General features: G+C 35.1%; 12 protein-coding genes. 8 read left to right on the top strand and 4 right to left on the bottom strand.

Going from position 1 to position 15,232, the window contains the following annotated elements:
• Positions 1-8: 8 nt before the first annotated feature.
• Positions 9-2,261, top strand: a complete 2,253-nt coding sequence (locus tag FEZ18_RS09380; RefSeq protein WP_194269468.1) for a TonB-dependent receptor family protein — start codon at positions 9-11, stop codon at positions 2,259-2,261.
• Positions 2,262-2,530: 269 nt separating this feature from the next.
• On the opposite strand, the gene FEZ18_RS09375 is transcribed toward FEZ18_RS09380, so the two are convergent.
• Both FEZ18_RS09375 and FEZ18_RS09370 read right to left on the bottom strand, forming a co-directional pair.
• On the bottom strand, positions 2,531-3,394 hold the full coding sequence (locus FEZ18_RS09375) for a hydroxymethylglutaryl-CoA lyase (RefSeq protein WP_153268065.1): 864 nt from the start codon (positions 3,392-3,394) through the stop codon (positions 2,531-2,533).
• 228 nt (positions 3,395-3,622) lie between these two features.
• Entirely contained in the window at positions 3,623-4,657 is a 1,035-nt protein-coding gene (locus FEZ18_RS09370) for a quinone-dependent dihydroorotate dehydrogenase (RefSeq protein ID WP_153268064.1), read from the bottom strand.
• Between the two features lie 245 nt (positions 4,658-4,902).
• Between FEZ18_RS09370 and pepT the strand changes: the two genes are divergently transcribed.
• The 5 genes from pepT (at position 4,903) to FEZ18_RS09345 (ending at position 11,418) form a co-directional block, all read left to right on the top strand.
• Positions 4,903-6,141: a peptidase T gene (pepT, locus tag FEZ18_RS09365; protein ID WP_153269096.1), complete on the top strand. Its 1,239-nt coding sequence runs from the start codon at positions 4,903-4,905 to the stop codon at positions 6,139-6,141.
• 118 nt (positions 6,142-6,259) lie between these two features.
• Positions 6,260-6,709, top strand: coding sequence for a DIP1984 family protein (locus FEZ18_RS09360; protein WP_153268063.1), 450 nt, complete (start codon positions 6,260-6,262; stop codon positions 6,707-6,709).
• Positions 6,710-7,343: 634 nt separating this feature from the next.
• On the top strand, positions 7,344-7,949 hold the full coding sequence (locus tag FEZ18_RS09355; protein WP_153268062.1) for a class I SAM-dependent methyltransferase: 606 nt from the start codon (positions 7,344-7,346) through the stop codon (positions 7,947-7,949).
• Between the two features lie 557 nt (positions 7,950-8,506).
• Positions 8,507-8,887, top strand: a complete 381-nt coding sequence (locus FEZ18_RS09350; RefSeq protein ID WP_194269467.1) for a hypothetical protein — start codon at positions 8,507-8,509, stop codon at positions 8,885-8,887.
• 152 nt (positions 8,888-9,039) lie between these two features.
• Positions 9,040-11,418, top strand: a complete 2,379-nt coding sequence (locus FEZ18_RS09345; RefSeq protein WP_153268060.1) for a TonB-dependent receptor — start codon at positions 9,040-9,042, stop codon at positions 11,416-11,418.
• Between the two features lie 144 nt (positions 11,419-11,562).
• Here the strand turns inward: FEZ18_RS09345 and FEZ18_RS09340 are convergent, their stop codons facing one another.
• Both FEZ18_RS09340 and FEZ18_RS09335 read right to left on the bottom strand, forming a co-directional pair.
• Positions 11,563-12,474, bottom strand: coding sequence for a TIGR01777 family oxidoreductase (locus FEZ18_RS09340; protein ID WP_153268059.1), 912 nt, complete (start codon positions 12,472-12,474; stop codon positions 11,563-11,565).
• 197 nt (positions 12,475-12,671) lie between these two features.
• Positions 12,672-13,736, bottom strand: coding sequence for a branched-chain amino acid aminotransferase (locus FEZ18_RS09335; protein ID WP_153268058.1), 1,065 nt, complete (start codon positions 13,734-13,736; stop codon positions 12,672-12,674).
• 89 nt (positions 13,737-13,825) lie between these two features.
• Between FEZ18_RS09335 and FEZ18_RS09330 the strand changes: the two genes are divergently transcribed.
• On the top strand, positions 13,826-14,320 hold the full coding sequence (locus FEZ18_RS09330) for a DUF4920 domain-containing protein (protein ID WP_153268057.1): 495 nt from the start codon (positions 13,826-13,828) through the stop codon (positions 14,318-14,320).
• 1 nt (position 14,321) lies between these two features.
• On the top strand, positions 14,322-15,068 hold the full coding sequence (mnmD, locus tag FEZ18_RS09325; RefSeq protein ID WP_153268056.1) for a tRNA (5-methylaminomethyl-2-thiouridine)(34)-methyltransferase MnmD: 747 nt from the start codon (positions 14,322-14,324) through the stop codon (positions 15,066-15,068).
• The last annotated feature ends 164 nt before the right edge of the window (positions 15,069-15,232 follow it).

The following is a 15,232-nucleotide window of genomic DNA, read 5'->3' as shown; positions in this document are numbered from 1 at the left end:
TATTTATAATGAATCTAAATAAAACAAAGATTAAGTTATTAGCGCTTACCTCCCTATTTACAGCTACTATAACAGCTCAACAACAAGAGGTTGAAATGCAAAAAGGGCAATTAGACTCCATTCAAAAATTAGATGAAGTCATAATCGATGCCAACAAAATTTTAGGCAATAAGTATGTTGCCAAACATAGAACAGGTTCGGCTTTTTATTTATCACCTAAAGAACTTGAAAAATTTAATTTTACAGATATTCACAAAGTTCTAAGCGCTGTTCCAGGTATTAATATTTATGAGGAAGACGGTTTTGGGTTAAGACCAAATATTAGTTTAAGAGGTACATCTCCAGGAAGAAGCTCTAAAATTACTATTATGGAAGACGGCATTTTAACCGCTCCTGCACCATACAGCGCCTCTGCGGCTTACTACTTTCCAACCATTGCAAGAATGGAAGCTGTTGAAGTTTTAAAAGGAAGTAGCCAAGTACAATACGGGCCATTTACAAGTGGTGGGGCCATTAATTTGATTTCGTCTCAAATAACAAGCAAATTTTCAGGTAAAATAAGAGCAAGTTACGGTAGTTTTAATTCTAACCAAGTACATGCAAAAGTTGGCGGTGCCAATGAAACATTTGGCTATATGGTAGAGTATTTAAATTATGGATCGGACGGATTTAAAAATTTACCTAGCGGAAAAAACACAGGGTTTAACAAAAATGATGTGGTCGCCAAAGTAAGAGCAAATTTGTTTCCAAATGCATCTGTTAAGCAATATTTAGAATTTAAGTTTCAGTATTCTGATGAAAATGGAAACGAAACCTATTTAGGCTTATCTGAAGCCGATTTTAATGCAAATCCGTTTTCTAGATATGCGGCTTCTAACCATGATAAAATGAAAACCGACCATACTCAATATGTGCTCACCCATAATTTAGATATTTCCGAAAATTTTAGAGTAACAACCAACTTATACCGCAACAACTTTGCAAGAAATTGGTACAAGTTAAACGATGTTACTTTTAATGGCGATAAACAATCTATTGCCAATGTTTTAAATAATCCCACAACCCTATCAGGGCATTTTAATACCGTAACAGGCAGCATTAATTCGGCAGCCGATGTTTTAGGTATAAAAGCAAACAACAGAGAATATTATGCTCAAGGGATTCAAACGAAATTCGATTACCATTGGTATACAGGAGATCTCTTTCACGATATTGAAATTGGTTTAAGATACCACTATGACGAAGAAGACAGGTTTCAATGGGTAGATAACTACAGTATTTCAGATGCTGGTATTCTAACATTAACTACAGCAGGAACTCCTGGAACAGATGCCAACAGAATAAGCAGTGCAAACGCCTTTGCTTCGTTTGTAACTTATAAACTAAAATATAACAATTGGACCTTTGCGCCTGGTCTGCGATACGAAAATATCACTCTAAAAAGAGAAGACTTTGGTAAAAATGATGTTAACAGAACGGGTGTTGATTTAAAAAACAGAGAAAACACGGTTTCTATTTTTATTCCTGGAGTGGGTGTGAATTATAAATTTAACAATGATGTTTCTGTTTTTGGAGGCGTACATAAAGGTTTCTCTCCTCCTGGAAATCAAGAAGGCGAAAAAGCAGAAGAAAGCATAAACTACGAATTAGGAACTCGTTTTCAATTCGGAAAATTAAGTGGCGAGCTTGTTGGGTTCTTCAACGATTATTCTAATCTTTTAGGTAGTGACTTAGCAGCTTCTGGTGGCACTGGAACTTTAGATCAATTTAATGCTGGTGAAGTTAATGTAAGCGGCTTCGAATTATTATTAAACTATAATCTAGCCAACCCTAATAGTAAATTTTCTCTGCCTATTACTTTTGGTTACACCTTTACCAACACAGAGTTTTTAAACGACTTTGGAAGTACAAACAGATTATGGGGTACTGTAACCGCTGGAGACGAGATGCCTTACATACCAAAAAATCAATTTAATGCTGCGCTGTCATTCGAGCATTCTAAATTTGAAGTTAATGTAAACGCCAGATACAACGGAGAATTTAGAACTCAATCTGGAACTGGTGCAATACCAGATAACGAAAAAGTTGCTTCTAACTTTGTTCTAGATTTATCTAGCAAATATTATGTCACTAAGCAATTAAATTTAACAGCAAATATTATCAATTTATTAGATAATACTTATGCGGTGTCAAGAACGCCTTCTGGTTTAAGACCAGGACACCCGTTTGGTATTTATGGAGGTCTTGAATTCAGATTTTAGACCAACACAAACCAAATAAAGGTAACTAAAATTAAATAAGTTTGCTAAGTGGTTGTCTGAGTTTGTTTTTGCACGTTAACTGCTATTTATTCATTTGAATGAACATCCCAGCAACCTTTTTGTAGAATTTTAAAAGTTTATTAATTAAACCCCTGCAAGGTCTATTCCTTAAGCAGGGGTTTTTATTTAATATAATTTTTGATTAAAATAATTTGAGCAGTTTTTATGGCGTTAATTTTTACCGACGCACAACTACTTCCTGAGGCACATTAATAAAATGTATTGAAAATTTTCGAGGCTTCATTATAAGCACTTTCAAAACTAAGAGCATTTAGATTGTTGCATTTTTGTGTGGTGAAGTATGATAAGAGCTTTTCGGTGGGCATATTGCCAGTAAGCTCGTCTTTTGCCATAGGGCAGCCACCAAAACCTTGTATAGCGCCATCAAAACGTAAACAACCCGCTTTGTAAGCCGCATCAACCTTCTCAAACCAGGAGGTTGGCGTAGTATGAAGATGGGCACCAAATTCTATGTGCTGGTATTGCAGAATTAAATTAGAAAACAAATAACTAATGCTTTCTGGGGTAGATGTCCCAACAGTATCACTTAAAGATAAAATTTTCACTCCCATTTTATGTAAACGCTCGGTCCACTCTCCAACAATATTCACATCCCAAGGATCACCATAGGGATTGCCGAATCCCATAGAGATATAAACCACTACTTCTTTATTGGTTTTATCGGCTAGATTTAAAATATCCTCTAAAATCACAATGGACTCAGCAATAGTTTTGTGCGTATTTCGCATTTGAAAGTTCTCTGAAATTGAAAACGGATAACCCAAATAGTCAATCTCTTTATGCGTTGAGGCCTCTTCTGCGCCTCTTTGATTTACCACAATTGCCAACAGCTTACTTACCGTTGTGCTTAAATCTAACTGCGCGAGTACTTGTGCAGTGTCTGCCATTTGTGGTATGGCTTTAGGCGATACAAAGCTGCCAAAATCAATAGTATCGAAACCTACACGAAGTAAAGACTGTATATACTGCACTTTTTGCGCTGTAGGAATAAATGTTTTTATGCCTTGCATGGCATCGCGCGGACATTCGATTATTTTAACGTTTTTAGGCATCTAATACATAAAAATTAGATCATAAAAATACTATTATTTTGTATAGCATCGAAGTAAATGGGATCTTAAAATATGTATTAAAAGCACCTTAATTGTTTTATGGTGTTTAGCGTCCGCATTTGGAACTTGTTTTAAGCCATTTAAACGTATTGTCCCATCAGAAAAAACAAATTCCTATCTCCATTTAACAGTTTCCATCTCAAAAACTGGAGGAGCTCGCCAAAAAACTTAGTCTTCTTGTAAAATCGCCTTATTTATAGCTTTAACTAAACCCGGTCCCTCGTAAATAAAACCCGTGTAAACTTGCAATAAATCTGCACCAGCCTGAAGCTTCTCTTGGGCATCTTGAGCAGAGTGTACACCCCCAACCCCAATAATCGGGAAGGCTTTATTACTTTTTTCAGATAGATATTTAATCGTTCTTGTGCTTTTTGCTTTAATAGGTTGTCCGCTTAATCCGCCATTGCCAATAGCCTCCAGTTGTGCCTTAGACGCTTTTAAACCACTTCTATCCATCGAGGTATTGCTCGCAATTACACCGTCAAGTTTAGTATCGGCAACAAGCTCAATAATTTCATCTAATTGATTATCATTTAAATCTGGTGCTATTTTTAGCAAAATAGGCTTTTGTTTATCAAAAGTGTGATTCGCATTTTTTACGGCATTTATCAGTTCTTCCAAATAGTCTTTGTCATTCAATTTGGCATGGCTGCCCACATTTGGACAACTCACATTAAGCACAAAATAATCGACATAAGGGTGCAAAGCATTAAAACATTCTAGATAATCTTTGGTATAATCTTCGGGTTTGGTTTGAGTGTTTTTGCCAATATTACCACCAATAATCACTTTTCCTTTATTCTTTTTTAATTGCGAAATGGCAGCCTCTAAACCCGCATTATTAAACCCCATACGGTTAATAATACCTTGGTCGTCTTTTAGTCTAAACAATCGTTTTTTAGGATTGCCTTCTTGTGCTTTTGGTGTTACTGTGCCAATTTCTATAAAGCCAAAACCAAAGTTTGCTAACTCGTTGTACAATTCGGCATTTTTATCAAAACCCGCTGCTAATCCCACGGGATTTTTAAAAGTTAAGCCAAATAATTTTCGCTCTAACCGCTTGTCATTAACAACATACATGCTTCTAAATAGAGCTGTAAAGCCCGGAATTTTAGAACTAAATTTAATTAATGAGAAAGTAAAATGATGAATCTTTTCAGGATCGAATGAAAAAAATAACGGTCGAAGTAATAATTTGTACATCTTTATTGGTTTGCGCAAAAATACCGCTAAATAAAAAATTAAACAATTTTAAAAGTCTTAAAAAAATCTCAAAAAAACTGTGTCTTATTTTTTATTATTCTAAGTGGCATAACCTGCATCTTAGGGTTAGGACTAAAAAAGGTTTTCACCTTACAATATAGATAGGCGTGCTAAAAAAATTAAAGGCTTATCCGACCGTATTTACTGGGATAAATTGTAACTTTATGCTTTTAAAAACATATCAAATGATTTCAAAAGAAGACATTATTAAACGATTTATAAGTTACGCTATTATTGATACAGAATCTAACCCCAATTCAGACAGCACACCAAGCACCAAAAAACAATGGGATCTTGCCAATAAATTAGCCGAGGAATTAAAAACTATTGGTATGGAAGATGTTACTATAGACGACAATGCCTATATCATGGCCACTTTACCAAGTAATGTAGATTACGACGTACCAACAATTGGGTTTATAGCGCATTTTGATACCTCCCCCGATTTTACTGGTGCCAACGTAAAACCGCAAATCATTGAGAATTACCACGGTGGCGATATTTTATTAAATAAAGAGGAAAACATTGTGTTATCGCCAGATTATTTTGATGATTTACGCCAATACATTGGGCAAACACTAATTACTACCGATGGCACAACACTTTTAGGTGCCGATGATAAGGCCGGTATTTGCGAAATTGTTTCGGCCATGGAATACCTTATTAACAACCCACAAATTAAACACGGCAAAATTCGTGTTGGCTTTACACCAGATGAAGAAATTGGTCGTGGCGCCCATAAATTCGATGTTGAAAAATTTGGAGCAGATTGGGCTTACACCATGGATGGCAGCCAAATAGGTGAGTTAGAATACGAAAACTTTAATGCAGCTAGTGCTAAAGTGAAGATAAAAGGCAAAATAGTGCACCCTGGATATGCCAAAGGCAAACTAATTAACTCGATGTACATAGCCACTCAATTTATTAACTCTCTACCTACACTAGAAACCCCAGAACATACCGAGGGCTACGAAGGCTTTTTTCATTTAACGGCAATATCTGGAGAAGTTGAAGAAACGGTTTTAGAATATATTATTCGCGACCACGATAAAGAAAAGTTTGAAGCTAGAAAAGCCTTATTTGAGAAATTAGCTAACGAGCTAAACTCTCAGTATGATAATAATACTGTTGTTGTAGAAATCAAAGATCAATATTACAACATGAGAGAGAAAATTGAACCCGTAATGCACATTGTAGACATCGCTGAAGAAGCCATGAAACAATTAGGCATTACCCCAATTATAAAAGCTATTCGTGGTGGTACCGATGGCTCGCAATTAAGTTATATGGGCTTACCATGCCCTAACATTTTTGCTGGTGGACATAATTTTCATGGGCGCTACGAATATGTCCCTGTTGAAAGCATGATAAAAGCTACCGAAGTTATTTGTAAAGTCGCCGAGTTGACTGCTCTTAAAAAATAAACTGAAGATGGCTGTTTTTGAACAGTGAATGATTGGATTTTCATTTAAAGAAGATTAGTTTTTTTAAAAGAGAAACCTAATCGCTTTCACAAAACAAATTATAAATTTAAAATCTATTATGAAACTCGCTGAAGCATTACTATTGAGGTCCGACCTTCAAAAAAAAATAGAACATTTACAAAACAGGATTCATCCCGTTTTAATAATCACAAAAGGTAAAAAACCCCAAGAAGACCCTGTTGAACTTATTGCGAAATTGAGAGCTGCTATTGTAAAACTTGAAGCCCTTATGGTTCAAATCAACAAAACAAATAATGCGACATCGTTTGATGGTGAAAAAAATCTAATGGAAGCTTTAGCCCAACGTGATGCCTTAAAAATGCTATCTGAAAAACTAAGGCATATACGCCAATACGCTCAAGTAGATTATCAATCTTTTAACAAGGATTTAAAGGCGACCATAGACATTAAAAAATTACAAGCCGAAATAGATCAAACGGGTAGAGCTTTTAGGGAAATAGATAGTAAAATTCAAGAAATTAATTGGTTAACAGAGTTAATAGAATAAATAAAATTTTTGAATGGTCGGGGCGAGTACCAGCCCCTTTTTTTGGGTGTGTGTTTTCGGGGCAAATTGAAAACACTACCCGTTATCAGGCTGCTTGAGTTGCGGCAACATGTATAATTTAGGACTCATTACCGTGTATAACTCACAAGTGTACAATTAAAGACTTACTACCGGGTACTGACTGGCCATTCTTTTTAAAATCTGATTTCATAAAAACGTATCGTATTTAGATTAACAAATAATTGTTCTAGTAATATGTATTCCGAAGTGCAAGAAATTCTGCATACGCTCTTCGTTAAACTCAATTTATCACAGGTGTAAAAATCAACCTAACGAATCAAAAAAATTAATGTGCTAAAATGTAAGAGCAACAGCGAAATGAATACCATATAAAATTCAACTTAAAACGCTCGACGATTCACGCACGCCAACAAGTAATTTAACAAATACCTTGGAATGGTTTAAATACTGCATGGTTTTATCTGAAAAGTAATCTGTTTTTAAAATCGGACTTAATCTAAAAAATTGACTAATCTTGTATAACTACATAAAAGAAGTGCTGTTCAGCGCACTTCATCTTTGCATAATCGGCAATATTAAAAGCAGTAACCAAAAATTTAAAAGCATACTAACAATGAAGGAGTTTTGGGAAGAAGCATTTAAAAACAAACGGGAAATGTGGGGTTTTGAACCTGCAAAATCAACTGTATTGACAAAAGACTTCTTTATTGAGAAAAACATTAAAAACATACTTATTCCCGGTATAGGTTGTGGTCGAAATGCTCAAATATTTAGGGAGAATGGAATTACCGTAACAGGAATTGAAATCTCTAAAACTGCCATTGATTTAGCCCAAAAACATTTTGGAAAAGATTTGTTTATTTATCACGGCTCTGTAACTGAAATGCCTTTTGATAAAAAATTGTACGACGGCATATATTGTTACGCTTTAATTCATTTATTGAACAAAAAAGAAAGAGAGAAACTAATACAAGACTGCTACAACCAATTAGAAGAAAACGGATTTATGGTTTTCACGACCATTACAAAAAAAGCAAAAATTTACGGTCAAGGAACTTGCATAAGCAAAGATAGATTTGAAAAATTTGGTGGTTTGAACATGTTCTTTTACGACAGGGAAACTATACAAGAAGAATTTGGCAAAGCAGGTTTATTAGAAATAACAGAAGTAACTAATGTTTACCCTTTTTATCTCATAAAATGTAAAAAACAAGGATAGAAAATTAACGAAAAATGCCCACAACCATTTACAATTACCGTGAAATCTTAATGGCAATTTATATCTCTTAGCCTACTTTTCTTATATCAAAAAGTTTAGTGATTTTCAGCACATAAATAACCGTTGTCGCAGACGGTTAAACGAACCCGAAAATTTACATCCCTATACCACACAAATCCCATAAAGCAGTTTACAAATGCCGCTTTCTAAAACCAAAACATTTATCTGCAGTTTTCCTAGAACGCACCCACTGGGCATCCCATAACAAAGTGTACACATCTCCTAAAATATATTCATAAAAAAATTACTACGAGCTAATTTATTTATACTGACTGCTTTTCATCTTCTAAAAAAAAAAACCTCAATTAGCATCAAACAATCAGTCCCTTAGAATTTCTTATTTAGATTTATTATAAATAATTTGCATATGTTATTCTACAACGATAAGTTTGCAGAAATTTATTATTCATAATCAATCTAAATAACGATGTTAAATTCCAAATCAACCTACTAAAACCCTTCCTTTATTTTAACAACTTATTTGTTTTTACCTACTTGTGAAATCTTCAGTAAATAAAATAGTAAACAAACTTGTCGCGTTATTAATGATTGCCATAATGGTTGCGCTTATTGCGAATAAAGCATTCTTTTCGCACGCCCATAAATTAAATAATGGCAGCATTATTACCCACGCGCACCCTTACGACAAATCTAAAGATTCTCAACCTTTCAAGTCTCACCATCATACTAATGCCGAGTTTTTGTTTTATCAAAACTTAAATCTTCTTTTTCCAATAGTTTTCATCACCATTCCATTAATAGTATTGGATAAGACAGATAAAGTATCATTTAAGTTAAGAACCGAAATAAAGCACAACATCGTCGATATTAATTCTCATCGAGGCAGAGCTCCCCCCAATTTCATACCATATATTTAACAACGCAACTTATACCAATTTAATAATACATCATTTCAAAATGAAATTGGTATTAAACGACAGCTATTAGCATTCCTGTGGTTCGGCATTATTTACTGTTATAAATTCTAATGCCAAGAAAATAATTATTTACCAACCTTAAAACACTATTTATGAATAGAATACATATTTTCCTAGTACTATTTTTAATCTCAATTATACCAAATAGCTTGGCACAGACTAAAAAATCTGATGCAAATCTTGTAGGACACGTGGTTAGCCATGGTGAGCACATTCCTTTTGCCACAATAAGCATTAAAGGAACAACTATTGGAATCATGGCCGATGACACTGGGCATTTTCAGTTAGTTAACCTCCCAGAGGGCGAGCTTACCGTTATTGCAAGATCCTTAGGTTTTAAGCCTCAAGAGAAAACAATTACAATTAAAGCTGGCGAAACCATAGAATTAAATTTTGAATTAAACCAGGATCTTCTGGGACTTGAAGAAGTTGTAGTTACTGGAGACAGAAATGCCACAAACCGAAAAAAATCTTCAACCATTGTTACCACACTTACTTCTAAGATGCTGGCCAATACACAGTCTATTACCTTAAGCGAAGGTTTAAATTCTATTCCTGGTTTACGTACAGAAAACAATTGTCAAAACTGTGGTTTTACACAAGTTAGAATGAATGGCATGGAGGGACCTTATTCTCAAATATTGATAAATAGTCGTCCTATCTTTAGTGGTTTAGCAGGTGTTTATGGTCTGGAATTAATTCCTTCTAACATGATAGAACGTGTTGAAGTAATTCGCGGAGGCGGATCTGCTTTATACGGCAGTAATGCCATTGCAGGCACCATAAACCTCATACTTAAAGACCCTATTAGCAATACCTACGAGTTTGGTGCTAACTCAGGGCTAAGCGGTGTAGGTCTGGATAATTCTGGTGGTACCGCCGAAGATTATTCGGTTAATTTTAACACCTCTTTAATTTCTTCTGATAGCAAAACAGGTATGGCTCTTTATGGCTTTTACCGCGACAGAAAACCCTTTGATGCCAATAACGATGATTTTTCTGAAGTCGCCTCTTTAAAAAATACCACCATAGGTACTCGATTATTCCATAGATTTGGTGCAAGAAATAAACTAACCGCCGATTTTTTTAACATCAAAGAAGACCGTCGCGGCGGAGACCGTTTCGATTATCCATTACATGAAGCTAATATTGCTGAAGCGGTGAACCACAACCTTACAACTGGTGCACTAACATACGAGCAATATTTAAGAGAAAATGATTTGTTATCGGTATATGTTTCAGGACAAAGCATCAATAGAGATTCTTATTATAGTGCCGAAAAATCGCTAAGCGACTACGGAAACACAAAAGATTTCTCGTATACCACAGGTGTTCAATACTATGCAGAATTTAAAAATTCGAATTTAACAGCTGGAATAGAAAACAACGGTGCTTGGTTAAAAGATAAAAAACTGGGATACGCAGATATTGATAATGCCATAATTGAAAATAGTGCAATTATTAGCATACCACATACCGATAATGTAACCATTGCAGACCAAACCACGAACACCACAGGTATTTTTGCCCAATATGAATTAACTTGGAGTGCCTTTCAAGTTTCGGCGGGTGCTCGTTTCGACCACTACGAGGTAAATGATAAAGAGCATTTAAATTCTAATAAATCTGGAAATGTTTTAAGTCCTCGACTTACCTTTAAATATGACATCAAAGAAGATATGCAAGCCAGAATAAGTTATTCGCAAGGCTATCGTGCTCCACAAATTTTTGATGAAGACCTCCATATTGAAACCTCTGGATCTAGAAAAGTAATTCATGAAAACAGCCCAAATTTAGAACAAGAAACCAGCCACAGCTATATGGCATCGTTAAATTTGAATAAAAAACTAGGTAAGGTGTCTGTAGGCTTTTTAATGGAAGGTTTTTATACCAAATTAAATAATCCGTTCGCAAACCAATACAACGAACCCGATGCTAATGGTACAGTTGTATATACTCGAATTAATGCCGATAAAGGTGCAAAAGTACAAGGGGTAAATCTAGAATTAAATGTGATACCAACCCATAATATAACACTTAATGCCGGTTTTACTATTCAAAAAAGTGAATACGAAGAAGCACAAGAGTTTAATGAAAAAAGCTTTTTTAGAACTCCCGAGGAGTACGGTTATTTAACGCTAGACTGGCAAACTACGCAAAACTTTGGCATATCGTCAACAGCAAATTATACAGGTAAAATGCTTGTTCCTTATTTCGGATTGCAAATACCAAATCCAGAGCAAGGTGTTTTAAGAAACACAGAGTCCTTTTTTGATCTTGGTTTAAAAGCCCGATATAACATTGCATTAAATGGTGCTACTTTTCAATTATATGGAGGTATGAAAAATATTTTCAATTCGTATCAGAGTGATTTCGATAAGGGGATTGACCGCGATCCTGGATATACTTACGGAACCCTAAATCCGAGGACCGTTTACTTAGGCTTTAAAATAGGGAATTTTATTAAATAACAATTTAAGCCCTGCAGAGCAGACGACTTTGCAGGGCTATTTTATATCTCATAACCTTTAGTTTAAGTAATTTGGAAACTATTATGTATGCTTCCAATTTCATTTTGAAATGCCGTAATGTTAATTTGATATAATAAAACCAACTTAATTGTTTGCTAATAAATCCTGCAAGGCAGACTGCAAATGGTAGTCGACAAATTCAAAACCTTTATCTTCAATTTTCTTTGAGCTCACCCTTTGGCTATCAAACAATAAAGTATGCATTTCTCCCAAAACAAGTTTCATGGCAAACCTAGGTATATTTGGTAGCAGTAGAGGTTTGTCTAATACCTTCGCTATAGTTTTTGTTAGCTCTGTATTTGTTACTGGATTTGGCGCTACACCATTATAAACCCCAGGAAGTTTGTGCTTTAAAACATAAAGAAACACACGAGCTAAATCGTTTAAATGAATCCATGATTGCCATTGCTTTCCCGATCCAAAAGGTGCACCTAAACCAAGTTTTATGGGTTTTACCATTTCTTGTAAAGCACCACCTTTATTGGATAGCACTAAACCAATTCGAACTTTAGAAACGGTGATACCAAGCTGTGAAAAACCATCAACGGAAAGCTCCCATGCTTTTACGACTTCAGCTAAAAAAGAATCGTCAAAATCATTAAAAGTTTCATCGTAATAATGTATCAGAGAATCGGGGTACACCCCAATCGCACTAGCCGAAACCACTTGATTAATGCTATGTGTTTCCCCTTTAAGCGAATCAATTAACAATTGTGTGCCTTCAATTCTACTCGATAAAATTACTTTTTTATAGTCTGCCGTCCATCGCTTAGAAATACTAGCCCCTGCAAGATTAATAATAGCATCTACACCGTTAAAACAGTTTTTATCAATGTCTTTAGTACTTGGATTCCAAAAAAAACCATGGTAATTTTCGGTGTTTTCTATTTTAGATTTACTCGTGGTTAAATAGTTTACAGCGATGTTCTGTTCGTGACAGTGTTTAACGATCTCTTGCCCAATAAGTCCTGTAGCCCCAGTTATTAAAACACGCATAATTTATTTTTATTTAAATCTACAAAATGTGATGTCTAATAGCTACACATTTATATTTGGTTTAACAGATTTAACTGATTTTAACTAAAAACAGCTTTTCTTACGCTTGGAATATCTCTTATCAATAAAACATAAAAAAAAAGGAAGCGATACTAGCTCTTCTTCCTTCTTTAAAATTTACAAGTGATGTTAACTAATTAAACTTTATAACGCCATCCAAAAGGATCTTCACTTTTATTGGTTTGTATATCGGTAATGCGTTTTTTTAGTGTATCTGCATAAGGCTGTTCAATTTCAGGTATATCGTAGTCTTCGTTTTTATAACCAAATCCAGATATTGGCGAAATCACAGCGGCGGTTCCAGCACCGAACATTTCTTTTAAAGTTCCGTTTTTAGCAGCCTCAACCACTTCTGTTACAGAGATTTTTCTAACCTCCACTGGAATGCCTTCGCTTTTAGCCAACTCAATAATACTTTTACGCGTTATTCCATCTAAGATTCTATCACTAACTGGTGCCGTAAGAAGCGTATCGTTAATACGCACAAAAACATTCATAGCTCCTGCTTCTTCAATATACTCATGGGTGGTAGCATCGGTCCATACCACCTGCTGGTACCCTCTGTCTATTGCTAATTGGGTAGGATAAAATTGCCCAGCATAATTTCCTCCCGCTTTGGCAAAACCAACACCCCCATCGGCAGAACGCGAGTATTTTTCTTCAATTAAAACCTTTATTTTTCCAGCAAAATAAGACCCAGAAGGCGCTGTAGATATTATAAATTTGTATTCATCGGCTGGTGAAGCATGAAAACCTTCACCCGAAGCAAAAACAAAAGGTCTTATGTAGAGCGAACTTCCCTCCTTTTTTGGAATCCAAGCACTATCAACTTTCAGTAAGGTTTTTAAACCCTCCATAAAATAGGCTTCTGGCAACTCCGGAATGGCAAGTCGTTTAGACGAGATATTTAGTCGCTTAAAATTATCTAAAGGTCTAAATAACAAAATGTTATCATCTTTATCTTTATAGGCTTTCATACCTTCAAAAACAGATTGACCATAATGAAAAATCTTGGCCGAAGGATCTAGACTAATAGGACCGTAAGGCACTACCTTAGGTGCTTGCCATTTACCGTCTTTATAATCACACACTAACATGTGATCTGAAAAGGTTTGCCCAAAGGTTAAATTATCAAAATCGACTTCTTCAATTTTAGATGATTTTGTTTTTACAACCTCAATATTATTGGTTAAAGTATCCATAATCTGCTTTTTTATTAAACACAAATTTAACTAAAAATCCTTATTATAAAAATTATATATTTGTTACAATCATTTAAAAATTTCAAAATATGAAATATTTCCTATTGAGTATTAGTTGTTTATTCTTTTTGATGTCGTGCAAAAATAAAGAGGGTAAACCAGAAAAAATTTCGGAGACCCCTTACGCCATTTTTGGAGACAGCATCATGGCATCGGGTGCGATAGAGGCTAAAACTATGGCTACCCAGTATAAAACCATGAAAGTTGGCGATAGTGTGAATACAAAAATAAAAGCAACCATTAAAAAAGTTTGTCAATCTAAAGGCTGTTGGATGACACTAGATTTAGGCGATGATACAGAAGAGGTTATGGTAAAATTTAAAGATTATGCCATTTTTATGCCTAAAGACATCGCTGGAAAAGAAGTGATTTTAAATGGAAAAGCCTATGTGACTGAAGTTTCGGTCGACGAGCAACGGCATTATGCCGAGGATGAAGGCCAATCTCAAGAAGACATTGATCGCATTACCCAACCAAAACTCACCCTGTCTTTTGAGGCCGATGGTGTACTTTTAAAACAATAATTTGAAGCGAGAAATTATAACAACAGCAGATGGCTCGACCACCATTCATATACCCGAATGGAACGAGCAATACCACTCCAAACACGGGGCTATTCAGGAGGCCTATCACGTGTTTATTAAGCACGGATTGCAACATGTGCTTAGTACTTACGAGGGGAAACATGAGGCTACAACAGTAAGCAAAAACACCTCAGCACCAAATGATTTAAATACGGCCAAAAAACCTCAATGTCTTTCGATATTAGAAATAGGTTTTGGCACGGGTTTAAATGCATTTATCACCTTATTAGAGGCCGAAAAATTTAAAACTCCTATCAATTATTACGGTGTAGAAGGCTATCCTGTGTTAATAGATGAAATTCATCAGTTAAATTACTCGGAAGTATTACACAATTCTAATAAAGCTTCCGTCTTTAACCAGTTACACCAGGTTTCTTGGGAGGAGCACCATAAAATAACACCGTATTTTTCTTTAACAAAACAAAACCGATTCTTTGCAGATATTAAAGAAAAAGAACATTATAATTTAATATATTTTGATGCTTTTGGTGCGCGTGTTCAACCAGAATTATGGACGGAAGACATTTTTAAAAGCATGTTTAATGCACTTCTACCCCATGGGGTTTTGGTAACCTATGCGGCAAAAGGTAGTGTTAGACGTGCCATGGAAACTGTAGGTTTTAAGGTAGAACGCTTACCTGGACCACCAGGAAAACGCGAAATGCTGCGTGCTTGCAAATTAGAATAAGCGTTACTATTAACTTACAACAATATTTAAATCATGTATTGGCTTTTCGAATAACTTAAAATTTAACACCCTTTAAAACAGAATTCGCAAAAAAACACCATCTTTACAAGAGCAATTACATTAAATGACATATATCATCCTTTATCAAATAGTCATCAGATATA

The sequence above is a fragment of the Oceanihabitans sp. IOP_32 genome (assembly GCF_009498295.1).
GTDB lineage: Bacteria > Bacteroidota > Bacteroidia > Flavobacteriales > Flavobacteriaceae > Wocania > Wocania indica.
Note: the sequence above shows the minus strand (reverse complement) of the source record. Positions and strands in the feature narration are given on the sequence as shown.